Source organism: Aeromonas sp. 3P (assembly GCF_051919745.1).
Lineage (GTDB): Bacteria > Pseudomonadota > Gammaproteobacteria > Enterobacterales > Aeromonadaceae > Aeromonas > Aeromonas veronii.
Map to the genome: position 1 here is coordinate 2,869,292 of NZ_JBQBED010000001.1, position 23,151 is coordinate 2,892,442.

General features: G+C 59.7%; 20 protein-coding genes, 4 tRNA genes and 4 pseudogenes. 13 read left to right on the forward strand and 15 right to left on the reverse strand.

All coding sequences use genetic code 11. The annotated features are described in order from the left end of the window. Position 1: 1 nt before the first annotated feature. Positions 2-1,135, reverse strand: coding sequence for an efflux RND transporter periplasmic adaptor subunit (locus ACTG19_RS13150; protein WP_005355753.1), 1,134 nt, complete (start codon positions 1,133-1,135; stop codon positions 2-4). Continuing rightward, complete coding sequence (locus tag ACTG19_RS13155) at positions 1,132-1,728, reverse strand: TetR/AcrR family transcriptional regulator (RefSeq protein ID WP_005339267.1); 597 nt, start codon at positions 1,726-1,728, stop codon at positions 1,132-1,134. Before ACTG19_RS13155 ends, ACTG19_RS13150 begins: the two co-directional genes overlap by 4 nt. 232 nt (positions 1,729-1,960) lie before the next feature. On the opposite strand from ACTG19_RS13155, the gene ACTG19_RS13160 reads away from it, so the two are divergent. From ACTG19_RS13160 to ACTG19_RS13180, 5 genes and pseudogenes are all read left to right on the forward strand, one after another. Next, positions 1,961-2,037 (forward strand) — tRNA-Arg (locus ACTG19_RS13160). 51 nt (positions 2,038-2,088) lie between these two features. Next, positions 2,089-2,164: transfer RNA gene (locus tag ACTG19_RS13165), tRNA-His, on the forward strand. Between the two features lie 20 nt (positions 2,165-2,184). Further along, positions 2,185-2,270 (forward strand) — tRNA-Leu (locus ACTG19_RS13170). Between the two features lie 76 nt (positions 2,271-2,346). Next, positions 2,347-2,423, forward strand: a tRNA-Pro gene (locus tag ACTG19_RS13175). 216 nt (positions 2,424-2,639) lie between these two features. Beyond that, positions 2,640-2,786: pseudogene (locus ACTG19_RS13180) on the forward strand (ricin-type beta-trefoil lectin domain protein); the annotation flags it as partial. A 35-nt stretch (positions 2,787-2,821) separates the two neighbouring features. Here the strand turns inward: ACTG19_RS13180 and ACTG19_RS13185 are convergent. The 8 genes and pseudogenes from ACTG19_RS13185 to ACTG19_RS13220 all read right to left on the reverse strand — a co-directional run bounded on the left by ACTG19_RS13185 (position 2,822) and on the right by ACTG19_RS13220 (position 10,787). Next, positions 2,822-3,637, reverse strand: coding sequence for a Cof-type HAD-IIB family hydrolase (locus ACTG19_RS13185; protein WP_139732805.1), 816 nt, complete (start codon positions 3,635-3,637; stop codon positions 2,822-2,824). A gap of 89 nt (positions 3,638-3,726) precedes the next feature. Further along, a complete protein-coding gene (locus ACTG19_RS13190) occupies positions 3,727-4,767 on the reverse strand; it encodes an alpha/beta fold hydrolase (RefSeq protein WP_376889725.1) in 1,041 nt (346 codons plus the stop codon). Continuing rightward, complete coding sequence (locus tag ACTG19_RS13195; protein WP_139440373.1) at positions 4,767-5,426, reverse strand: CatB-related O-acetyltransferase; 660 nt, start codon at positions 5,424-5,426, stop codon at positions 4,767-4,769. Before ACTG19_RS13195 ends, ACTG19_RS13190 begins: the two co-directional genes overlap by 1 nt. Beyond that, positions 5,426-6,157 (reverse strand): tRNA (guanosine(18)-2'-O)-methyltransferase TrmH, encoded by a 732-nt coding sequence (trmH, locus tag ACTG19_RS13200; RefSeq protein WP_042063570.1) that lies wholly within the window; start codon positions 6,155-6,157, stop codon positions 5,426-5,428. The genes ACTG19_RS13195 and trmH overlap by 1 nt, the downstream gene beginning before the upstream one ends. Before the next feature lie 44 nt (positions 6,158-6,201). Further along, positions 6,202-8,318, reverse strand: a pseudogene (gene spoT / locus ACTG19_RS13205) (bifunctional GTP diphosphokinase/guanosine-3',5'-bis pyrophosphate 3'-pyrophosphohydrolase). A 131-nt stretch (positions 8,319-8,449) separates the two neighbouring features. Further along, positions 8,450-8,725 carry a DNA-directed RNA polymerase subunit omega gene (gene rpoZ, locus ACTG19_RS13210; protein ID WP_005307060.1) on the reverse strand — a complete coding sequence of 92 codons (276 nt, stop codon included), beginning with the start codon at positions 8,723-8,725 and terminating at the stop codon, positions 8,450-8,452. A 79-nt stretch (positions 8,726-8,804) separates the two neighbouring features. Further along, positions 8,805-9,431, reverse strand: coding sequence for a guanylate kinase (gene gmk / locus ACTG19_RS13215; RefSeq protein WP_005357125.1), 627 nt, complete (start codon positions 9,429-9,431; stop codon positions 8,805-8,807). Between the two features lie 303 nt (positions 9,432-9,734). Further along, positions 9,735-10,787, reverse strand: a complete 1,053-nt coding sequence (locus tag ACTG19_RS13220; protein WP_439989153.1) for a glycosyltransferase family 9 protein — start codon at positions 10,785-10,787, stop codon at positions 9,735-9,737. 222 nt (positions 10,788-11,009) lie between these two features. Between ACTG19_RS13220 and ACTG19_RS13225 the strand changes: the two genes are divergently transcribed. Further along, positions 11,010-11,723 (forward strand): 3-deoxy-D-manno-octulosonic acid kinase, encoded by a 714-nt coding sequence (locus ACTG19_RS13225; RefSeq protein ID WP_005339249.1) that lies wholly within the window; start codon positions 11,010-11,012, stop codon positions 11,721-11,723. A 70-nt stretch (positions 11,724-11,793) separates the two neighbouring features. Then, a complete protein-coding gene (locus ACTG19_RS13230; protein WP_257687313.1) occupies positions 11,794-12,657 on the forward strand; it encodes a GGDEF domain-containing protein in 864 nt (287 codons plus the stop codon). A 6-nt stretch (positions 12,658-12,663) separates the two neighbouring features. Here ACTG19_RS13230 and ACTG19_RS13235 read toward each other — a convergent pair whose 3' ends face one another. Next, positions 12,664-13,518, reverse strand: coding sequence for a carboxylate/amino acid/amine transporter (locus ACTG19_RS13235; protein WP_101531372.1), 855 nt, complete (start codon positions 13,516-13,518; stop codon positions 12,664-12,666). A 39-nt stretch (positions 13,519-13,557) separates the two neighbouring features. On the opposite strand from ACTG19_RS13235, the gene ACTG19_RS13240 reads away from it, so the two are divergent. After that, on the forward strand, positions 13,558-14,019 hold the full coding sequence (locus ACTG19_RS13240) for a TNT antitoxin family protein (protein WP_257687312.1): 462 nt from the start codon (positions 13,558-13,560) through the stop codon (positions 14,017-14,019). Between the two features lie 124 nt (positions 14,020-14,143). Here ACTG19_RS13240 and ACTG19_RS13245 read toward each other — a convergent pair whose 3' ends face one another. Further along, positions 14,144-14,305 carry a hypothetical protein gene (locus ACTG19_RS13245; RefSeq protein ID WP_005339236.1) on the reverse strand — a complete coding sequence of 54 codons (162 nt, stop codon included), beginning with the start codon at positions 14,303-14,305 and terminating at the stop codon, positions 14,144-14,146. Beyond that, positions 14,290-15,189 carry a DMT family transporter gene (locus tag ACTG19_RS13250; protein WP_005357113.1) on the reverse strand — a complete coding sequence of 300 codons (900 nt, stop codon included), beginning with the start codon at positions 15,187-15,189 and terminating at the stop codon, positions 14,290-14,292. The genes ACTG19_RS13245 and ACTG19_RS13250 overlap by 16 nt, the downstream gene beginning before the upstream one ends. Before the next feature lie 91 nt (positions 15,190-15,280). Here ACTG19_RS13250 and ACTG19_RS13255 point away from each other — a divergent pair. Continuing rightward, positions 15,281-16,239, forward strand: a pseudogene (locus ACTG19_RS13255) (LysR substrate-binding domain-containing protein). Here the strand turns inward: ACTG19_RS13255 and trpS are convergent. Then, positions 16,218-17,231: a tryptophan--tRNA ligase gene (gene trpS, locus ACTG19_RS13260; RefSeq protein WP_113740708.1), complete on the reverse strand. Its 1,014-nt coding sequence runs from the start codon at positions 17,229-17,231 to the stop codon at positions 16,218-16,220. The pseudogene ACTG19_RS13255 and the gene trpS overlap by 22 nt on opposite strands. A 192-nt stretch (positions 17,232-17,423) precedes the next feature. Then, positions 17,424-17,861: a universal stress protein gene (locus ACTG19_RS13265; RefSeq protein WP_005339229.1), complete on the reverse strand. Its 438-nt coding sequence runs from the start codon at positions 17,859-17,861 to the stop codon at positions 17,424-17,426. A 401-nt stretch (positions 17,862-18,262) separates the two neighbouring features. Between ACTG19_RS13265 and fabV the strand changes: the two are divergent. The 4 genes and pseudogenes from fabV to ACTG19_RS13285 all read left to right on the forward strand — a co-directional run bounded on the left by fabV (position 18,263) and on the right by ACTG19_RS13285 (position 23,129). Beyond that, positions 18,263-19,422, forward strand: a pseudogene (fabV, locus tag ACTG19_RS13270) (enoyl-ACP reductase FabV). Positions 19,423-19,514: 92 nt separating this feature from the next. Beyond that, positions 19,515-20,039 carry a non-heme ferritin gene (ftnA, locus tag ACTG19_RS13275; protein WP_005339225.1) on the forward strand — a complete coding sequence of 175 codons (525 nt, stop codon included), beginning with the start codon at positions 19,515-19,517 and terminating at the stop codon, positions 20,037-20,039. Positions 20,040-20,189: 150 nt separating this feature from the next. After that, positions 20,190-21,374, forward strand: a complete 1,185-nt coding sequence (locus ACTG19_RS13280) for an NAD(P)/FAD-dependent oxidoreductase (RefSeq protein ID WP_005355716.1) — start codon at positions 20,190-20,192, stop codon at positions 21,372-21,374. Positions 21,375-21,455: 81 nt separating this feature from the next. Next, a complete protein-coding gene (locus ACTG19_RS13285) occupies positions 21,456-23,129 on the forward strand; it encodes a LytS/YhcK type 5TM receptor domain-containing protein (protein ID WP_421351951.1) in 1,674 nt (557 codons plus the stop codon). The last annotated feature ends 22 nt before the right edge of the window (positions 23,130-23,151 follow it).

The following is a 23,151-nucleotide window of genomic DNA, read 5'->3' on the forward strand; positions in this document are numbered from 1 at the left end:
CTTACAGCATCGGGGTTTGTGCCGGAACGGCCAGGGCATCGTTCTCGACCACATGCACCTTGGTGTCGTTGCTCAGGCGAACCTGACCCGACAGTACGATCTGGTCACCGGCCTGGATGCCGGAGAGCACATGCACATCGTTGCCACGGCGCTCACCGGCCTTGACCACAACCTGCTTGGCTCGCAGCACTTTCACCTTGTTACCCTCTTTGTCGGTCTCTTCGCCCTCTTTGAGCACGTAGACGTTCTGACCGTAAAGGGTGAAGGAGATAGCGGTTTGCGGGATCACAATCTGATCTTTCACCGTCGGCAGAATGATGCTGGCGCGGGCGAACATACCGGAACGCAGCTGACCGTCGTTGTTCGGAATGTCTGCCTGTACCTGGATCAGGCCGCTCTGGAAGTTGACCGCAGGCTCTATGGCGGTGATGTGACCGTCAAACTGGGTTTGTGGATAGGCATCCACATTGATCTTGATGGTCTGGCCCAGCTTGATTTTGGAGATATCGGTCTGGGGCACGGTGAAGCGCAGGCGCATCACGCTGGTATCTTCCAGGCGCACGATATCTGTGCCCGGCTGCAGATACTGACCGAGGAACACATTGCGCAGGCCGACCACGCCGCTAAAGGGCGCACGGACTTCACGACGGGCAATGGTCGCCTTCAGACTCTCGATATCTGCTTCCAGCGAGCGATAGGCAGCTTCAGCTTCATCCAGCTGTTCTTTGGAGATGGAGCTGGTTTTGTAGAGGTTCTGGAAACGATCGAACTTGGCTTTTGCCGCCGGCAGCTTGGCCTGGGAGGCGCGCAGATTGGCCCGCTCCACGGTGGAGTCCAGGCTCAGCAGCAGCTGGTCAGCCTTGACCGGTTTGCCTGATTCAAAGGTGATGGCGTCAATGGTACCGGCCAGTTCGGTGGAGAGGGTCACCCCCTGATTCGGCTCGATGAAGCCGATCGCTTCGATGGTCGGTACCCAATCCTGCGCCTTGGTCACCATGGCGGTGACGGGGAACTCGGGTTCCGGCCGGTTGGCCATGTATTGGGCAATCATCTTCTGTTTGAACAAATTGAAGCCGATGACGCTGCCAAACAAGGCGATCGCTATCAGCAACATAATGGCCATCCACTTTTTCATGAACAGGCTCCTGAGGTGGAAAGATTGGGGGATAAAATGGCATTCCAGCTGGCCCGGATCGCGGTTTCCAACTGCGATTCGGTCAGCGTGATGTTGTGCACCCTGCACTGCAGGGCCAGATGCATGACACTGTCCAGACTCAACACCTGGAGTGCCCGTATCGGTAAATCAATAAACAATCCTTGTTCAACGCCCTGTTCAAAAAATCGGTCCAGAGGCTCCCAGGCGGCCAGAATGACAGGATTGGTCTCCAATTCTGCCCCTAGCGGAGAGCTCTCGTACTGCAATTTGCACCGGATAGCGTTGGGTTCGTTAACAAAAATGGCATGAATATTGAGCCATAATTGGCGAAATTGTTGAAATGAAACTTTATCGATTGCTACATCGGCCATGACCATGGGCACACACTGCAAGATAGTGTGCTGGTGCAGTTGCCGGATCAGATCATCCTTGTCGCCGAAGTAGCGATAGATGGTGCCGGTGGCAACATTGGCCTTCTTGGCGACTTCTGCAATCGACAGACCATGAAAACCCCGTTCACCCAGCACCTCATGGGCCGCGTTGAAGATGCTCTCTTTTTTATCCAGAATCATCAGTGTGACTTTCGATTGAATGAACGTTCATTCATTCTAGATGGGCATCAAATCAAGTCAAGGCAGCAAGGCGATTTGCGACAGCGATCTGCCCCTTTTCGGCTGGCAGCAGGGGAATAGTGGAAGAAAAGTGCGCAATATGCTTGAAAAAGCAACGAACAGTGTTTCGGTGACAGAAAAGTGTAGACAAACCAGCAACCATCATTAATAATGCGCCCCGTTCGACAGCGTAGCGCCCGTAGCTCAGCTGGATAGAGCGCTGCCCTCCGGAGGCAGAGGTCACAGGTTCGAATCCTGTCGGGCGCACCATCAAAAGTGCGTCGGTTAAACGGGCGTTGTTGTGGAACGAAAACAGCTGTGGTGGCTGTAGCTCAGTTGGTAGAGTCCCGGATTGTGATTCCGGTTGTCGTGGGTTCGAGCCCCATCAGCCACCCCATTTTACAGCTTGTCAGGTACGCGAAGGTGGCGGAATTGGTAGACGCGCTAGCTTCAGGTGTTAGTGCCCCCCGGGTGTGAGGGTTCGAGTCCCTCTCTTCGCACCATACTTGCTGTATGACGAGGATGACCATCAGGTCGTCTTTGTTTTTTTGAAGTAAACTATTTTGAAAGAAATAGCCTCGGTGATTAGCGCAGTCCGGTAGCGCATCTGGTTTGGGACCAGAGGGTCAAAGGTTCGAATCCTTTATCACCGACCACATTTAGAAAAACCTCGCTTCGGCGGGGTTTTTTGCTTTCTGGCCTCCGCCGTGCCAGTACTCTCTCCCTGTTACGTCTGTTTACACTCTATTTGGGCAGCGCGCCCCGCCTTTCGGTTATGCTTCAGCCTCGAGTCACTGACAACCGGATGTCATCGGCCCATTTCAGGCATTTTTCCATGAATAACAAAATTTCCTTTGCTTGCTCTCCCGCCCCGCTGCCTCGATGTGGCCGGGCGACGCCATACCCCCGGCACGCCGCTGCGGCTGGCTGAATGCTACGGCGGGGCGAACCAGAGCTTCAGCTGGCAGCGGCCCAATCCCTGGCTGGAGACCCTGAAAAAACAAAGCCTCACATGGTGAGGCTTTGTTGATTCGAATGTCGGGATTGAAGAGGATCAGGCGGCGCTGACGCTCTCCAGCTCGAACAGCTTCTCCAGATAGACGGCGACGCCATCTTCGTCAGAGGTGAGGGTCTGCTCGTACGCCGGCAGCGCCATTTTCAGGCGGTCATGGGCGTTGCCCATCACGATGCCGCGTCCCACCATGGTCAACATCTCGAAGTCGTTCATGCCATCGCCGAAGGCGATCGCCTCCGACATATCGAACCCGTTCTGCTCCAGCACGGCACGCACCGCATTGCCCTTATGCACCCCGGCGTGCATCACTTCGAGGCAGTCCGGCAGGGAGAAGGTGACGTTGAGCTGATCGCCATAGCGCTGGTTGAGGTGCGCCTCGATCTTCAGCAGTTTCTCGTGGTCGCCGATGTAGAACACCTTGTTGATCTGCTCTTTCGGTTCCTGCTTCAGGTCATCGACCAGACGGTAGGTGAACCCTGACTCGTCGTGGAACTGCAGCAGCCAGGGCAGCTCCTCTTCCACCACCCAGTCATCACCCTGATAGACATTGAGGTGGATAGAGGGGTCGCGCTCCAGCGCAATCAGTTCGGCGGCGATCTCGGTCGGCAGCGGCTGGTTGAAAATCAGCTGATCCTGTTTGTCATGGACCACGGCGCCATTGGAGGTAATGAGGTAGATGTCCATCCCCAGCGCATCGCGGAAGCTGCGAACGTCAACGTGATGACGGCCGGTGGCGACCACGAATTTCACACCTTGTTCTACCAGGCGGTGCAGGGTATCCCGGGTACGGGGAGAGATCTGGTGCTGCTTGTTGAGCAGAGTGCCATCGAGATCGGATACAACTACCTTGAACATCATTACCTCGGCATCGATTGAAAACAGGGGCAGTTTACCTTAGCCCGCACTGTCACCCCATTTATTTAGGGTTACAAAAAATAGCCAGCTCAGAAGCGGGCGAAAAAGTCGACCATCGCGGTCAGGGCGGGCTGGCGTTTGTCATCGGATTCGATAAACAGTTCGTGCCAGGCTCCCTCGATGCGCAGCGGTTTGCCCCCTTCACACTTGGCAATGGTGCAGAAGCGATCCTGCGCGGCATTGTCCACCACGCTGTCGTTGCCAGCTTGCAGCACCAGCAGCGGGGTTTTGATGGCGCCCGCATCGGCAATGGCGGCATCGGCACCTGTGATCCCCTGATAAATCCAGTGGGCGGTGGCGCCACCCAGCTTGATCTGCGGGTGCTGTTCGTAGAGTTGGCGGAAGGCTTGATAGCGGGGCTGGCTGTGAGTCAGCTCGTTATCAGCAAAGCCGTGATCCTGATAGGCGCCCTGACCGGGGCCGTAGGGAGGCTCGCCAATCCAGCCGCCGACCGTGCCTATGGTGCTCGCCAATCCCTTGGCCAGCCACTTGGGCAGACCGCCGAGATTGATGCCCAGCATGGGGGAGGAGAGCACGGCCGCCTTGATATCATCGGGCCAGCGTTCCAGATAGCGGGCCGAGATGGCGCCGCCCATGGAGTGGGCCAGCAGGAACAGCTTGGCAGGCTGGTCCGCCATGATGATCTGGTCGTGAAACCGCTTGAGATCTACCACATAATCGTCGAACTGGTCGACATATCCCTTCTGCGGGTCATCCAGCATCCGGCTAGACATCCCCTGACCGCGATGGTCGATAAGGTAGAGGCTGTAGCCCTGACGCCAGAGATCCCACGCCAGCTCCTGATACTTGAGGTAGCTTTCGACCCGGCCATTGACGATGAGGATGGCGCGATCAACCTTCTCCTGCCGCAGCGCGGCATAGCGGATGGTCACCCCGTCCTTGCCCTTGAACTCTCCTTCAACCGCATGCTGGCGCCAGAAGTCGGGTAGGGTTTGCTGGTAGAGGCTGGGTACATCGGCTTCGCTGGTGAGCTGATAGGTATTGGTCACGGCAAGGGCTCCGGCAGAAAACAGGGTCAGGGCCAACAGGGAAAGAGAGAGGGGGTTCATCAGGCACACTCCTGTTGCCAATGGTGATAAAGGGAGGCGATATCCCCCGAGCAGAGCAGCGCCATGCTGGCTTGCAAGCGGGGCAGGGGCCAGTCCCACCACTGCATCTCTTGCAGCATGGCGATCTGCTCATCGCTGAAGCGGCGGCGGATCGGCTGGGCCGGGTTGCCGCCGACTATGGTGTAAGGGGCCACATCCCTGGTCACGACGGCGCGGGTGGCGATGACGGCGCCATCACCTATGGTGATGCCGGGCATGATCATCGCTTCCGAGCCGATCCAGACGTCATTGCCAATCCGGGTGTCCCCCTTGCGCTGAAAGCCGCTGCGGGCCCCTTCGCCAAAGGTGTCGGGGTTGAACGGGAAGGTGGAGACCCAATCCAGCCGGTGGCCCTGATTGCCCGCCAACATGAAGGTGGCGCCCGAGCCGATGGAGCAGAATTTGCCGATGATCAGCCGGTCCACCTCGCCCCAGAGGCCGCTCTCCCAAGTGTCGCGGGTCGAGCCATCGCCGAGCAGGTAGCGGACGCAGTGATCCTCGAACGGCTTGCCGTGGTAGTAGCCGGAGTAGTAGCTGTAGTCGCCGGCCTCTATGTTCGGGTTGGTCAGGTGATCTCGGATGATTTGCGATTCCAGCCAGCTGCCAAAAGGGTTATCCATCACTCCTCCTGCGGATCGTCCTGTTCGCTCTGCTGCGCCCACCCTTTGCGGGTCAGCTGCATCCGTTGCCACCACTCTTCGTCCGCCAGAATTTCACCGGCCGGGCCGAGCTGGGGGTAGGGCATCTCTTTCTCTTTGCAGAGCTGGGCATAGATAGGATAACCCCCCTCGAACAGGATGCTGTTCTGCTCCTCCAGCGTGAGCGGGCAGCCGCGTTGATAGCAACCGGCCAGCTCGCGCTGGCGCTGCGCCTCGTAGAGGATAGCGGCGGCAGCCACCGAGACGTTGAGGGACTGCACCATGCCCACCATGGGGATGACGATATGGTGGTCGGCCAGCGCCAGCGCCTCTTCACCGATGCCGTGCTTCTCCTGACCCACCAGAATGGCGGTCGGTTTGGTGTAGTCGATAGCGCGAAAATCGACGGAGCTGTCGGAGAGGTGGGTTGCCAGGATCTGCATGCCTGAAGCTTTCAGCTCGGCAACGGCGCTGCCGATGTCCGGGTGCAGTTTTACATCCACCCAGTTCTGGCTGCCGCGGGCGGTGCCCTTGCGTTTGTGGATCCAGGTTTTGGGCCAGACGGCGTGTACCCGGTGGATGCCGATGGCATCGGCGGTACGCACGATGGCGGCCAGATTGTGAGGTTTGTGTACCTCTTCCATACAGACGGTCAAATCGAGCTGACGCTGGGCCAGCATATCGGTGATGCGCTTGAAGCGTTCGGGGGTCATGGCTTGTCTCTATAAAAGCAGCAGGCGGCTTGCGCCGCCTGTGTTCAGTTCTTCTGTCGGCTCACCTTGAGCACGTTGGGCATCACGCGGATCTTGCGCATGATGTTGGCCAGGTGGATGCGGCTCTTGGTGGTGATGAGCAGGCTGACCTGATAGACCCGGCCATCCTTCTCTTCGGTGCTGATGGCGTGAATATTGGCGCCGGTGGCGGCAATCACGTTGGCCAGCTCGGCCAGCGCACCCTGATGGTTGACGATCTCGATGCTGATGCCGGTGCGGAACTCCTGTTCCTGCTCCTTGTCCACTTCCCACTGCACCGGCAGGTACTTGTCCGGCTCCTTGCTGTAGCCCTTGATGTTGCGGCAGGCTTCCTGGTGGATAACCAGACCCTTGCCCGGACTGATATGGGCGATAATGGCATCTCCCGGGATCGGGCGGCAGCAGTTGGCGAAGGTGACCAGCATGCCGTCGGCACCCTTGATCGGCATCTTCTTGCTGCTGGTTTTGGGCTGCTCTTCCGGCGGCAGTTCATCCCCCAGCATGCGGCGCGCCACCATGACGCTCATGGCGTTGCCGAGGCCCACATCGGCCAGCAGCCCCTGCAGATTTTCGTGCTTGGTATCGGCCAGCACCTGCTTGATGCGTGGCTCGGGAATATCTTCGATATTCTTGGCGCCCAGCGCATGGTTGAGCAGGCGGCGACCCAGCACCACCGACTCTTCGGTGCGCAGGTTTTTGAGGAACTGGCGGATCTTGGAGCGTGCCTTGGTGGTCACCACAAAGTTGAGCCAGGCCGCGTTGGGGCGGGCGCCCGGCGCCGTGATGATCTCCACCGTCTGGCCCGAGTGCAGCGGGCTGCTGAGCGGGTAGGGGTGGCGGTCGACCCGCGAACCGACGCAGGCGTGGCCGATGTCGGTGTGCACCGTGTAGGCGAAGTCCACCGGCGTGGCGCCAGCGGGCAGCTCCATGATGCGTCCTTCCGGCGTGAACACGTAGATCTCGTCGGGGAAGAGGTCGGTTTTGACCCCTTCGATGAATTCAAACGAGCTGCCGGCGCTCTGCTGCAATTCCAGCAGGCTCTGCATCCAGCGCTGGGCGCGGATCTGGGCTGTGGTGCCCGAGCTGTCGCCATCCTGCTTGTAGGCCCAGTGGGCGGCAACCCCTTTGTCGGCCATCTGATCCATGAACTCGTGCGGATCTGTACCTCGACCGGCACTCCGTGCGGCCCCACCAGCGAGGTGTGCAGCGACTGGTAGCCGTTGGTCTTGGGGATGGCGATGTAATCCTTGAAGCGGCCGGGGCGCGGTTTGTAGAGGCTGTGCATCTGTCCCAGCACCCGGTAACAGGTATCTATGTCCTTCACCTTGACACGAAAGGCGTAGATATCCATTACCTCATGAAATTGCAGCTCTTTTTTCTCCATCTTGTTGTAGATGGAGAAGAGATTCTTCTCGCGGCCACTGACCTGATGCTCGATCCCCGCCTCTTTCAGGCGACCGCTGATTTCGCTCTGGATGGAGTCGATGATCTCGCGACGATTGCCACGGGCGCGGCGCACCGATTCGCGCAGCACGCGGGATCGCATCGGATAGAGCGCCTCGAAGCCCAGCTCTTCCAGCTCGTTCTTCATGGTGTGAATACCGAGGCGGTTGGCGATGGGGGCGAAGATTTCGAGGGTTTCCCGAGCGATGCGGCGGCGCTTGTCAGGGCGCAGGGAGCCCAAGGTGCGCATGTTGTGAGTGCGGTCGGCCAGCTTGATCAGAATGACCCGGATATCCTGGGTCATCGCCATCACCATCTTGCGGAAGTTCTCGGCCTGCGCCTCTTTGCGATCGCGAAACTTCAGCTTGTCGAGCTTGGAGACCCCGGCCACCAGTTCTGCAACCGCATTGCCAAACTGTTCGGCCAGATCGGCCTTGGTGACAGAGGTGTCTTCGATGACGTCGTGCAGCACGGCGGCCATCAGGGTTTCATGATCGAGGCGCATGTCACCCAGGATTCGGGCAACGGCAACGGGGTGGGTGATATAGGGTTCGCCACTGGAACGCATCTGGCCCTGGTGGGCATCACGGGCCACCACATAGGCTTGCTTGAGCTTCTCAACCTGCTCTGGCGGCAGGTAGGAACTGGCTATTTCTTTAAGGTTTTCAAATAAATACAAGACAGTCCCCGCAGCGGTGAAACGGCAATTCGTGGAATTGAGGGTATAGCCCTGAGTTTGCGAGGTTTTCGAGCGGTTGTAAATGGGGATGAACAGTCGGCACCCGGGCGGGTGCCAACCGGAGGAATAACTTAACCGCGGCCTTCGGCGATGGCAGCAACGGCAGCCAGCTCGGCGGCTTCCTGCTCTTGCTGTTCGTAGCGGTCCTGGGTGTCCATCACTTGATTGTTCACCAGACCCAGCTCGATCTCACGCAGGGCGATCACAGTCGGCTTGTCGTTCTCTTCGTCGACCAGGGGATCTTTGCCTTGTACCGCGATTTGACGAGCGCGGCGCGCGGCGACCAGCACCAGGTCAAAACGGTTACCTACCTGTTTTACAGCATCTTCTACAGTAACGCGTGCCATGCAGGACTCCAGTGTTTGGGCTTTCTGTATTTAGAAAAGCAGTGTTTAAAAATGACGCAAAAGTTTACTTGTTTTTGGCTTACTCTGCCAGTAGCTGTTGCAGCAAGTTTTTTTGAGCCTGTTGCTGGTGACGCATCTCCAGCCGTTGGCACTCAATAATGGACCTGAGCTGGAACAGCGCCTGCTCGAAGTCTTCATTGATAATGACATAGTCATACTCGTCGTAGTGCACCATTTCGGCAATGGCTTTCGCCATTCGGCCGGCAATCACTTCGGCGCTGTCCTGACCGCGCCCAATCAGGCGGCGTTCCAGCTCTTCGCGGCTGGGGGGCAGGATGAAAATGGATTTGGTCGGCATCTGCTCGCGGATCTGGCGGGCACCTTGCCAGTCGATGTCGAGGAATACGTCGATCCCCTTGGCCAGACAGGCTTCGATGGCGGCGCGTGAGGTGCCGTAGTAGTTGCCGAACACTTCGGCCCACTCCAGAAAATCACCGCGTTCGATCAGTGCCTTGAACTCTTCCACCTGAACGAAGTGGTAGTGTACGCCGTGCTCTTCGCCCGGGCGGGTGGCGCGAGTGGTGTGGGAAACCGACAGCTGCATCTTGCCCGCAGCGTTATGTTGGGTCAGCAAGGCATTGAGCAGACTGGATTTACCCGCGCCGCTCGGAGAGGAGATGATATAGAGAGTGCCTTGTTGCGCCATATTATTACCTTTAATCGAAACCGCTGTTTTGGTTGTAGCAGAGACTGCCGTCTTGTGCCCGAAAGGGAGACAGCCAAACGCAAAACGCGGAAAATTCTTGAGTCAGAAGGATGTAAAGGCGGCGAATTTTACCAGAATGCGGCGAATAAAAAAACGGCCGGAATCATATTCCAGCCGATCAAAGTATTCGTAGCTTGCTGCGGAAGCGTAACCCACATCAGCCTGCATTGTGCCTTTGGCTGAGGGCAGAGGCTATCAGGTTATCCCTGCCTGATGGCTCGGAATTCCCGAGGTGCCCTGTCACTACGGCAGCTGACGATCGGCACAGAGCCGATCGAAGGCGGCGATCACCTGCTCGCTGGTGATTTTTCGCATGGCCTCCGGATCCTTGAGGCGGGTGCGCCAGCTCAATTCGGCCAGCGGCTTGCCGGTCTCCTGCTCGACCAGCTCCTGATAGACGCTGACCACGTAGTCGCGGCAGAGATATGGGCCGGTGCGGGCCGGATTGTGGTGGGCATAGAGACCGATCACCGGCGTGCCCACTATGGTGGCCATATGGGTGGGGCCGGTATCGGGGGCCAGTACCAGCCTCGCCTCGCCAATCAGCGCCAGCAGCTGCTTGAGGTTGGTCTGCCCCACCAGATCGACCGGCTTGCTCTGGCTTAAGCGCTGGATGTCGGCAGCCAGATCCCGCTCCAGTTTGGCCGGCCCGCCACAGAGATAGACCTGAAAGCCCTTGCTGGCGGCGTGATCCGCCAGCGCGGCATAGCCTGCGGCCGTCCAGTTCTTGAAGGTCTTGCTGGCGGCGGCGCAGATCAGCAGGGTCGGTTTGCCGCCAATCTTCTCCCTTGCCCACGCCTGATGTTCGGCGCTGATGGGCAGCTGCCAATCCGGGGTCAGATCCTGGATGCCGAGCTCTTTGGCGAAAGCGAGGAAACCGTCCAGCACATGGGGGGAGGCAGGCGAAGGCACCTTGTGGTTGGTGAACAGCCACTGGCCGTCGTTGGCCCGTTCCCGATCAAACCCGAGTTTGACCTTGGCGCTGATGCCGAGGGTGGCGATGCTGGCTCGCATCGCTGCCTGCAGGTGGAGCAGGGCATCGAATTTGCGTCCCTTGAGGGTCTGCCAGAGATCGCGATAGCCGCGCCATCCCTTGCTCTTGTCGAAGGGAATCAACTCGACGCCGGGCAGATCGGCAAACAGGGTTGCCTCGATTTTGCCGGTGATCCAGGTGATACGGGTCTGTGGCCACTCCCGCTGGATGACGCGCACCAGTGCCAGTGCGTGGCAGCAATCCCCGATGGCGGAGAGCCGCAGGATGCAGATGGAGGAGGGGGGCGTTTGAAATAGCGGCATGTTGTGGCGCACGGCTGGCAAAAAGGGTGGATGGCATTATGCAAACTCCCCTCTGGATTGTAAAATTGCGCACAATCGTCAGCCAGGATAGGCCGGGCCCAGCGCCATGACCTGTCTCTGCACGTCGTTGATTAAAGGCCACTATTGCGGGCATGCCAGAGCGGCAGCCTCATCGCCAATTGAAAAATTGCGATCCATGACCCACCGAGCGGGATCTCCACGATGCGAGTACAGACCGAACACAACCAGATCTGCTGGTATGCCGAAGGGGCCTTTCGCGACCCTTCTCCCCAGTTATTCGATCCTGCCTGGTGGCAGAACAACCGTCAGGTGGTAGGGACCTCCATCGGACGGGGAGTGACCTGGTTCGTCAAGGATGAGTCCCGCCATCTGGTGCTGCGCCACTACTATCGCGGCGGCATGGTGGGCAAGGTGGTGCGGGATCGCTTCTGGTTCGAAGGGGTCGAGTCGAGCCGTGCCATGGCCGAATACACCCTGCTGGCCAAGCTGTGTGAGCTGGGGTTGCCGGTGCCGCGTCCGTTTGGTGCCCGCATGGTCAAACAGGGCCCATTCTATCGTGCCGATATCCTGATTGAGCGAATTCGCGGTGCCAAGGATATGGTGGCGCTGCTCAAGCAGGGGCCGGTGGCGACCGAGGTGTGGCACAAGATAGGCCAGACGGTGCGCCAGCTGCACGATGCCGGGGTCTATCACGCCGATCTCAACAGCCACAACCTGCTGCTCGATAAAGAGGGCAAGGTGTGGGTGATCGATTTTGACAAGGGGGCGATCCGCTCCCCCGGCGAGTGGCAGAAGGCCAATCTGGAACGCTTGCTCCGTTCATTCAATAAAGAGTCTCAACTGCATACCAGTTTCCACTTCGTACCGGAGAACTGGCAGACCTTGATGAACGGGTATCAGGGAAAAGCACTCTGACCCTGTTGCTCGGCGTGAACGCCAATGTTACTTATTGAGCAGGTATTCAGATCCTGTTTCGAGGCGCCCCATGGAAATGCTCAAGACACCTTTGGTCGATGTGACTGTCCGGCTTGATCCGGGTCTGCTGTCTGATGCCATGGCGCTGCTGGAGGCGGGGATCTGGAGCTGGTCAGCCCAACATGGACTGCAGCGTGATCCCTCCTGCCTGCGCCTGTTGGGATTGGGAGAGTGTTGGCCGGATGATCTCGGCTGGCTGGATCGGGTTCATCCCGACGATGTTGCCCGGCTGGAAGATGCCCTGCTCGCCTGCCAGAGCGGCCGCAGCAGCGGTCTGCGCCTCGAATACCGCATTCTGCATCATCACGGTCACTACATCCGGCTGGAAGAGCGGATGCGTCGCGATGAGCGGGGCTATCTGCTGGGGGTTGTCCGTCACCTCGATCCCGCAGCCGTGCTGGTGGAGGAGCGACATGGCACCGATCCGCTGACCGGTTTGGAGAGCCGTGGCCGCTTCGAGCAACTGCTGGAGGATCGGCTGGCGACCGAGAGTGGCACTTTCAGTCTGCTGCAGTTTTCGGTCGATCATATGGCCAAAATCCAGCAATTGTTTGGCGAAGCTGCTTGCGACGCCATGCTGGCCAAGCTGGCGCGTATCGTACGTCACGAACTGCGGCGGGAAGATCCCTTCGCCCGCTGGGATGAGGACGGTTTTATCCTGATGCTCTCCCAGACCGAGCGGATGAGTGCGCTGGAGATCGCCGAGCGGCTGCGCCTCGAGATTGCCGATGCCAGCCTGCTGTCACAGCGGCCGGTCACCGTCAGCATCGGGCTGGTGCAGAGTCAGGCTGGCGAGCAGCTCGATCATCTGCTGGCCCGGCTGGCCAGCTGTCACAGTCAGGCCAGACGGGAGCACAACACCGTCGTCGGCTGAGTGAGGTCAGGGTTGGCCGCTTTTGTCACGCTGGCAGACCCAGAGCGAGGCCAGCATCAGCAGGCCGCCGATGGTCAGTCGGGTCAGATCAGTATCCTTGCCCCAGAGCAGCAGATTGACCAGCAAGCCGGCCGGAATGAGCGCATTGTTCATGATGGCCAGCACCCCGCTGGTGACCAGCGTCGCCCCCTTGTTCCAGAGGAAGTAGCCGAGGCCGGAGGCACCCACCCCCAGCCAGAGCAGAATACCCCACTGCAACCCTGACGTCGGATATTGCGGCTTGCCCAGTAGCCACCAGGCGGGCAGTGCGATCACCAGCGCCCCCAGATAGAAGCAGCCGAACACCGCCAGTTGCGGCGGTTGCTCCACCTCCCGTGCCAGCAGTACCTTGTAGCCCACCTGACCCAGGGCGAAACAGAGGTTGGCCCCCTGCACCACCATAAATCCCAGCACATAGCTTTCGGTCAGGCCGTCGAAGCGGATGACGGCAGCCCCGAGCACCGCCAGCAGGGCGCCCCACAGATAGGTGGGCTTGAAGCGCCCCTCCAGCAGATCGTGGAGCAGGGTGACGTAGATGGGGGTGAAGATGGTAAAGACCAGCACTTCCGGCACCGTCAGCAGCAGGAAGGAGTGGTAGTAGAAGAGATACATGATGCCGAGCTGGATGGCGCCGAGGGCCATCAGCTTGGCCGCCAGATCGGGGCGCAGCCAGCGGCGGCGCAGGAAGGGGAGAAACACCAGACTGGCGAGGGCGATGCGGGTCAGCACCGAGAAGTAGGCATCCACCTGGCCAGCGAGGTAGACCCCGATCAGGCTGAAGGAGAATGACCAGAGCAGGGTGACCCCTATCAAGTAGTTCATGTGTTTGATTTATCATCAGTTGTCAATTTTAAGGGGGCTATGATGGCCGAGATGGAAGCGGCAATCCAGCGTTTATGGGCGCGATTGCCACAGGTCGGAGCATTTTCCTTTACCGCCAGCAATGGCGAGGGGTCGGCGACCGACTGGAATGGTCGGGGCGAGGGGCGTGTGCAGGTGACCGATCATCAGGGGGGCTGGCTGTTTAACGAGCAGGGTCGCTACACCACGCCTCATGGCAGGGAACTCGCCATGCACAACTGCTTCTGGTGGCAGCGCAGCGAACGGGGGATCCGTCTCTCCCATCTGCGTTATGAAGCGCCGGTCGCACTGTTCGAGCTGCTGCAGCAGGGGGATGGCCGCTGGCTGACCGCCGAACCCCATCTGTGCGGGGCGGATCACTACAGCGCCGAGTTGACCGAGATCGACGGCGGTTTTCTGCTGAGCTGGCAGATCACCGGGCCGCGCAAGAACGAGCGACTCAGCTATCGCTATCTGATCTGACGCCGGCTGGCAGGCATAAAAAAACCGGCGCAGAGCGCCGGTAGCAGGGGACAAATCGGAGGTTTTTTAAAACAGTCCCAAAAACAGGAGAGATAGACTCTCGTCACACATTCAGAGATGGACTTCAGGCATTCAGGGCATAGCTCAGCATGGCTTGCAGCTTGCTATCGAAGAACCAGGGCAGCAGTACCATCAGCAGGCCCAGGATCCCGGCCAGCCGCTGGCGATATTGCCAGCCGGCAATCAGTACCAGACCACCGCACAGTGTGGTCAGGATGCCTGACATAGGGAGACCTCGCGCTGCATGCGACGCTGTTGCGCCCACTGGTTCATGGCGACCGAGCCGAGGATCAGGGCCAGAGCAACACCTGTGGTGGGGTGGATCTGCTCGCCGAGGAACAGGGCACCCAGCATCACACCGAACAGCGGCACCAGATAGTTGCTGAAGGAGGCGAACGTCGGGCCGGCCTTCTGGATCAGCGCCATGTAGAGGAAGTAGACCAGACCGGTACAGAGGGTACCCAGCACGGTGATCGCACTCAGGGCCTGGGTGCTCGGCAGGGTCAGGCTGCCGAGATCAACCATGAAGGGGGCGACCAGCAGCAACTGGATTGCCGAGGAGATCAGGATATTGCGGGCGACCACGACCGGATGGTCCTTGGCGAAGCGCTTGATCATCAGCAGGCCGATGGCGAAGCAGCTGGCACCCAGCAGGATGGCCATGGCACCGAGCAGACCGGCGTTCATGCCCTGGGAGAGTTTCGGCCAGAACAGGGTGAGTACACCGGCAAAGCCGATGATCACGGAAAGCAGACCGGTTTTGGTGATTCTTTCACCAGAAATAAACAGTGGTGCAGCCAGAATGGTCACAAACGGGATACAACCCATGACTACGGCGGCGATGGCGCTATCCACATACTGTTGGCCCCAGGCGACCATGATGAAGGGGATGGTGGCATCCAGCAGGGCGATCAGCATATAGGTGCGCCACGGGGTGTGCTCACTCTTGAGCCGCATGAACAGGCAGAGCAGACCCAGAGTCAGGCTGCCGCACAAGGCACGACCGGCAGCCACCAGAATGGGGGGCAACTCGGCAACGGCTTGGTGCATGAAAATGAACTGTGAACCCCACAGCAGGCCAATGGCCAGCAATAACAGATAGCTACGCATTTGAATCTCCGATGTATTAAGCCAGCGCATTCTAGGCAATCTGTTACTATGGTAAAAATGAATTGTTGGCATTTAACTATGGCTAATATCGATGGATAGCTCGCTCGCCCGTCTCGACCTCAACCTGCTCGCCGTATTCGACATGCTGATGCAGGAGCGCAATGTCACCCGTGCCGCCGAACGGCTGCATCTCTCCCAATCCACCGTCAGTCACGCCTTGGGGCGGCTGCGAGTGGCGCTGGATGATCCGCTGTTCGTGATGAGTCGGCGCGAGATGATGCCGACCGAGCGAGCCAAGGCGCTGGCCGGTCCGGTGCGCCAGGCGCTGGCGATGCTGGAGCAGGGATTGCGGCAGGCCAAGGGGTTTGATCCCGCCACTGCGCGGCGGATTTTCCGTATCGCCACCCCGGGCTCGGTGGAGCATGGGTTGGTGCCGGTGCTGGTGGAGAGGCTCCATCGGCAGGCCCCTCACTGTCGGCTTGAGGTGTGCGAGCTGGCCGATAGCAACTACGAGCGGGAGTTGGAAAAAGGTGAGCTGGATCTGGTGATCGGTTTCGCCGGGGCGAATCATCTCTCACCCCGTTTGTGGCGGGAGGAGTGGTTCAACAACCCGCTGGTCTGCCTGTCGCCCCTTGGCAGCGAATTGCCCGATGTGCTGCACCGGTCGAGCTGGTGAGCCGTCCCCACATCCACACCTCCAGCTGGGGTCACAGTCAGGCGATGGTGGAACTCTGGCTGGCTCGCTTCGGGGTGGAGCGGGAGCTGGGCGTGCGGTTGCCGAGCTTTATGGCGGTGCCGCCACTGATGGCGACCGGCCGCTATCTGGTGGTGGTGCCCGAGATGATCGGGCGCCACTTCTGCCGCTACTACCCGCTGCGGATGCATCAACTCGACCCCGCCATCCCCATCGTCTACCTGATGACGGGCCACCCGCTCACCGCCCACGACGAGGCGATCGGCTGGTTCAAGAGCCTGCTGCACCAGCTGGTGTTCGACCTCTATGGCGACGATGCACTCGGGACTCCCGCTCAGCGGATGCTGGCGAAGTAGTCGAGCCCCATGGCGCTTTTCACCTCCGCCAATACCTCATCGGTGATGATGCGGGCCTGCTCGGTGCCCTGATAGAGCAGTTCCAGCAGCATCTTCTTGTCGGCAATGGCCGCGGCACGGCGCTCCCGCATCGGGGCGAGCAGGGTTTGCAGGCAGTCATTGAGCACCTGCTTGCAGCGCATGTCCCCCAGTCCGCCGCGCCGGTAGTGCGCCTTCATCTCGGCGACCAGCGCCTTGTCCGGATGGAAAGCATCGAGATAGGTGAACACCGTATTTCCCTCCACCTGACCCGGATCGCTCACCTTGAGGTGGTTGGGGTCGGTATACATGGCGAACACCGCCTGTTTGACCTCTTCCGCCGACATGCCGAGTTCGATGGTGTTGCCGAGGGATTTGGACATCTTGGCCTTGCCGTCGATGCCGGGCAGGCGGCCGGTGTCGCTCAGGATCGGCTGGCACTCGGTCAGCACCTGTTTGCCTACCAGAGAGTTGAAGCGGCGGACGATCTCGTTGGTCTGCTCCAGCATCGGCAGCTGATCTTCCCCAACCGGCACATGACTGGCGCGAAAGGCGGTGATGTCGGCGGCCTGACTGACCGGATAGACCAGAAAACCGGCCGGCAGCGTGCGTTCGAACCCTTTCTGCTGGATCTCTGCCTTGACGGTGGGATTGCGCTCCAGCCGGGCGACGCTGACCAGATTGAGGTAGTAACAGGTGAGCTCGGCGAGGGCGGGCAGGGCGCTCTGCAAACAGAAGGTGGTCTTGGCCGGGTCGAGGCCGACCGCCAGATAGTCAGCCATCACCTCCAGCACGTTGTCTGTCACCTTGGCCGGGTTGTGGCCGTTGTCGGTCAGCGCCTGCAGATCGGCGATCATCACGAATTGACGGTAGTGGTGCTGGGCTTCGACGCGCTGGCGCAGGGAACCGACATAGTGGCCGATGTGCAGTTTGCCGGTGGGACGATCGCCAGTCAGGATTACGGGGTTGTGCATGTCACTCTCTCCAGTTGGGTGAGCCGGGAGGCGACAAAGGGATAAAAACAGTTGACCGCCTCTCGGCGGTCACGGTGTTTTCTTTGGGAAATCTTGAATAGAAACGCGGTGCCGCCTGTTTAGGAGCAGCACCACCAGTAGTTGTGATTGAATGCGGTCATGTTCATAGCAAATCAAACTACGCCGGTTTCATTACTTCTGCAAGGGGACGACCAGCAGATCGCAGGGCACGGTATTCATCAGCTGACGGGCGCTCGAGGTGAGCAGGCTCCAGAAGCTCTGGCGATGGCCGCACACCAGCAGGTCGATCTCGTACTCCTTGACCGCCTGATTGACCCGCTCGCTCAGATCGCCGCAGATCACCAGCTTCTTCTCGATGGGATAGTCCACCGAGGCCAGAAATGCCTCCAGCTTCTCTTTCGCTTCGGCGATCACCTGATCCTGCACGTTGTCGATGTCGATATCGATCATCTCGGTGTAGAGATCCTTGAGGTCCACATCGACATGGATAACCGACAGCTTGGCGCCGTTGGAGCGGGCTCTGTCCACCGCCTTGTCGATCACCTTGCGGTTATCTTCAGAGAGGTCGATCGCAGCCAGAATATGCTTGTAATAGGTTGTTCCACTCATGGGGGTTCTCCTTACCGATCCTTCAGCCCACTATACCAATCTCTGCTGAAACTAAAATGGTGCCTCAGGCACAGTTTTGGGATTTAAATGAGTTTAATGACGTGTGACACAGGGTCCGCCACTCAGTTATTAACCACTATTTGCCTATAAATTAAACAAGAGTTTGACGCCGGTCACACCCCTCGGCTTGCCGATCAGGGGGGAGAGGCATAGGATGGGCCCGTGCTTCGCAACGAACACAAAACAACAAAAAGCATCTGAATACCGCTTTGGGGAGCCACGTGCTCCCTTTTGTTTTTCTGCCTCAATTCCCGCGGCTTTTCTGACTGATAGCGATCCGGCATCAAGTTAATCTCTTTCGATTTGGTTATGCTGTAGCCAGTTTCTTTGGAGGCCTTCCCATGATCATTCATCCCCAGATTCAAGGTTGTGTTGCCCGCAACTGTCACCCCATCGGCTGTCGCGCCGCCGTGCAGCAGCAGATCGAACGTATCAAGGCCGCTGGCCCGTTCAATGGGCCCAAGCGGGTGCTGGTGCTGGGTGCCTCCTCCGGGTTTGGACTGGCGTCGCGCATTGCACTCGCCTTTGGTGCCGGTGCCGACACCATTGGTATCTCCTTCGAGCGTGGCCCCTCCGACAAGGGGCTCGGCAGCGCCGGTTGGTACAACAACATCTGGTTTCGCAAGGAGGCGGAGCAGGAGGGGCGTATCGCCATCAACCTGATTGGCGATGCCTTCTCCGACGGGATGCGCCAGCAGGCCATCGATACCATCCGCCAGCAGCTTGGGCAGGTGGATCTGGTGATCTATTCGCTGGCGAGTGGCATCCGGGTGCTGCCCGATGGCACGCAGGTGCGTTCGGTGCTCAAGACCACCGGCCAGCCGTTCAGCGGTTGGGGGCTGGATCTGGAGCGCGATACCCTGGTGCAGCAGTCGCTGGCACCTGCCACGCCGGAGGAGATCCGCGATACCGTCACCGTGATGGGGGGCGAGGATTGGCAGCTCTGGATGCAGGCGTTGCAGCAGGCCGGTTGTCTCGCCCCCGGTGCGCAGACCGTCGCCTACTCCTACATCGGCCCCGAATCCACCTATCCCCTCTATCGGGATGGCACCATCGGTTATGCCAAGGAGCATCTGCACGCCACCGCCGAGACCATCAACCTGCAGCTGGCCGAGATTGGCGGTCACGCCTGGGTGTCAGTCTGCAAGGCGCTGGTGACCAAGGCGAGCGCCTATATTCCGGTGCTGCCGGTTTATCTGGGCCTGCTGATGTGGGTGATGAAGGAGCGCGGTGTGCACGAAGGCTGCATCGAGCAGATGCAGCGACTGTTCGCTGCCAAGATGTATGGGCCCAATGGGGTAGTAGCCGATGGCAACCGGCTGATCCGGATGGATGACCACGAGCTCGACCCGGCCATTCAGGCCGCCGTTTCGGCGCTCTGGCCCAAGGTGACACCGGAGAATTTCCACGGGCTGGGGGACTTTGCAACGGCTTCGAGCTGCCGGGCGTCGATTATGCTGCGCCGGTGGATGTCGCCTCCCTTGGGGAGCTGACCCCCTGAGCTGAAAGAAACGGGATCTCCCTCTCGTTGGCGGGTTGATTCGCGGCGGGAGTGTGGCGACAATCGATACCAAATCACTGAGGAGAAACAAGATGCTGGCCCAAGCCATGATCGAGAAGTTGAACGAGCAGATTAACCTGGAGTTCTACTCCTCCAATCTCTATCTGCAGATGAGTGCCTGGTGCGAAGACAAGGGCTTTGAAGGGGCGGCGACCTTCCTGCGCCAGCACGCGGTCGAGGAGCGCCAGCACATGGAGCGTCTGTTCACCTACGTGAGCGAGACCGGTGCCATGCCAAAACTGGGTGCCATCGATGCCCCTCCCCACGAGTTCAAGTCGCTGGGCGATGTGTTCCGTACCACCCTGGAGCACGAGTACCACATCACCAAGTGCATCAATGGTTTGGCCCACGTAGCCTTCACCACCCAGGACTACTCCACCTTCAACTTCCTGCAGTGGTATGTGGCCGAGCAGCATGAAGAGGAGAAGCTGTTCAAGAGCATCGTCGACCGTCTGGGTCTGGTGGGTGAAGATGGCAAAGGCCTCTACTTCATCGACAAGGAGCTGGCCGAACTGGCCAAGGGCGCCCCTGCCAGCATCATGGACAGCAACGCCTGATAGTCGTGGACACTTAGTGTTCAGCCAGTACAATAACGGCCCTTTTAAGGGCCGTTATTTATTCTGGTGGGCAGCCACTATGGTTGTGTTCCGTCAGAGGCAATCTCGGTTCTGGCCAGGTGCCGTTTCTATTTTGATAAGTGAGTGATGATGAAGCAGGTCGATGTGGTGGTGATCGGGGCCGGTGCGGCCGGATTGATGTGTGCGGCGCAGGCGGGCTACCGTGGCCGCTCCGTGCTGGTGCTCGACAACGCCAAGAAGCCGGGCCGCAAAATCCTCATCAGTGGCGGTGGCCGCTGCAACTTCACCAACCATCAGGCGGGCGCTCACGCCTACCTGTCGGAGAATCCCCACTTCAGCAAGTCGGCGCTGGCCCGCTACACCCAGCAGGATTTCATCGATCTGGTGGATCGCCACGGGGTCAACTATCACGAGCGCACTTTGGGGCAGCTGTTCTGTCTCGAGAGCGCCAAGGATATCGTCGATGTGCTGCTCACCGAATGTGACTGGGCCGGGGTGACCCTGCAGTTCCAGACCGAGATCCTCACTGTCAGTAAGCAGGATGAGGGCTTCGTGCTGACGACCAGCAAGGGGGAGATCGGCTGTCACTCGCTGGTGGTGGCGACCGGCGGTCTCTCCATGCCCAAGCTGGGCGCGACCCCGTATGGCTTCAAGCTGGCGGAGCAGTTCGGTCTCAAGGTGCTGCCGACCCGCGCCGGTCTGGTGCCCTTCACCCTCCATCAGGCGGAGAAAGAGGCCTTCGCCGATCTGGCGGGCATCAGCCTGCCGGTAGCTGTGACCGCCGAGGATGGCACCCGCTTCAAGGAGGCGATGCTGTTCACCCACCGCGGCCTCTCCGGCCCCGTCATCCTGCAGATCTCCTCCTACTGGCACGCCGGCGAGAAGATCCACATCAACCTGTTGCCGGAGCTGGATATTCCGGCTGCCCTGCGTGAATGGGCGCAGGCTCACCCGGCGCAGGAGCTGAAAACCGTGCTGGGGCGCGAGCTGCCCAAGCGCTTCGTCGACAAGCTGGTGGAGCTGGGCCAGCTGGTCAGCAAGCCGATGCGCCAGTACAACGAGCGGGAGCTGGAAGCGGTGGCCAACCTGCTGGGTGACTGGCAGATCCTGCCCAACGGCACCGAGGGGTATCGCACCGCCGAAGTGACCCTGGGCGGCGTCGATACCAACGAGCTCTCCTCCAAGACCATGGAAGCGCGTAAGGTGCCGGGCCTCTACTTCATCGGCGAAGTGGTGGACGTGACCGGCTGGCTCGGTGGCTACAACTTCCAGTGGGCCTGGTCCTCCGGCTGGGTGGCCGGTCAGTACTGTTGATGTCACAGGGGCTGGTTTATCCGGCCCCGATTTATTGGTCAGGGTTAGGGTGATCGGTCGGGTTGCCGCAAGGGGGCGCAGATGCTTGAGAATCAGATGATGTTGTTGGCGGTGTTCGAGCGGGCGGCGCTGATGCTGATGACCCTCTTCTTCCTGACCCGCACCCGGCCGTTCCAGCGGCTATTCCAGAAGCGGGATCACACCCCGGCGGAGCTGGTGCTGGTGGCCACCATCTTCTGTCTGTTTGCGGTGTTCAGCACCTACACCGGTATTCCGGTTGAGGGGGCGCTGATCAACGTGCGGATCATCGCCATCATCTCCGGCGGCATTCTGTTCGGCCCCTGGGTCGGCATACCGGCCGGGGTCATCTCCGGCCTGCACCGCTATCTCATCGATATGGATGGCCACACCTCCATCCCTTGCCTTATCGCCAGTATTATCGCCGGTCTGCTCGCTACTTGGCTGCACCTGCGCTGCCGCAAGTCGCGGCTCTGGCTCTACGGCATTCTGGCGGGAATGCTCTGTGAAGGGCTCACCATGCTGCTGATCTGGCTGCTGACCGAGCCCCACGAAGTCGGGGTGGAGATCGTCAACCATATCGCCTATCCGATGATCGCCGGGGCGCTCTGCATCGGTCTCATCATCAAGCTGGTGCAGGATCTGGATGACGAGAAGGAGCTGATTGCCGCCAAGCAGGCCAAGCTGGCGCTCGATATCGCCAACAAGACGCTGCCTTTCTTCCAGAACATCGATCGCCACTCCCTCAGTCAGGTGTGCGATGTGATCCGGCGCGACATCAGCGCCGATGCGGTGGCCATCACAGATACCCATGACGTGCTGGCTTATGTCGGGGTGGGCAAGGACTATTACGAGCTGGATGAGCACCACGCCATCAGCGGCATGACCCAGCAGGCGGTGCTGCTCGACCAGATCATCATCAACAACGATTTGCGCCAGTATCACCTCTCCGATTTCCACTCGGTCATCATTATTCCGCTGCGGGAAAACGGCTCGGTGAGCGGCACTCTCAAGATCTATTACCGCCGCACCCACAGCATCACCAGTTCGCTGCGGGAGATGGCGGTGGGCCTCTCCCAGCTCATCTCCACCCAGATGGAGGTGTCGCGCATCGAGCAACTCAAGGAGATGACCCGCAAGGCGGAGTTCACCGCGCTGCAGAGCAAGATCAACCCGCACTTCCTGTTCAATGCCCTCAACGCCATCTCGTCGCTGATCCGCATCCGGCCCCAGCAGGCGCGCCAGCTCATTGCCAATCTGGCGGATTATCTGCGCTACAACCTCAACAAGGGGGATGAACTGATCGACATTCAGGAGGAGCTGCAGCAGGTGCGTGACTACGTGGCCATCGAGCAGGCCCGCTTCGGCGACAAGCTGGAGGTGGTGTTCGAGGTGGACGACGTGCACATTCAGGTGCCGAGCCTGCTGTTGCAGCCGTTGGTGGAAAACGCCATCCTGCACGGCATCCAGCCCCGCAGCGCGCCGGGTCGGGTCACCATTGAGGTGAAGCAGCTGGCGGGCGGCATCCGGGTATCGGTGCGCGATACCGGTTACGGCATCAGTCAGGCGGTGATCGACGGGGTGGCCGCCGGTCGGGTGGAGAGCCGCAGCATCGGTCTGATGAACGTGCATCAGCGGGTCAAGCTGCTCTATGGCGACGGCCTGCACCTCAAGCGGCTGGAGCCGGGTACCGAAGTGAGTTTCTATCTGCCGGATCAGGAGTCGATGCCATGTTGAGTGCCATCATGGTTGAGGATAA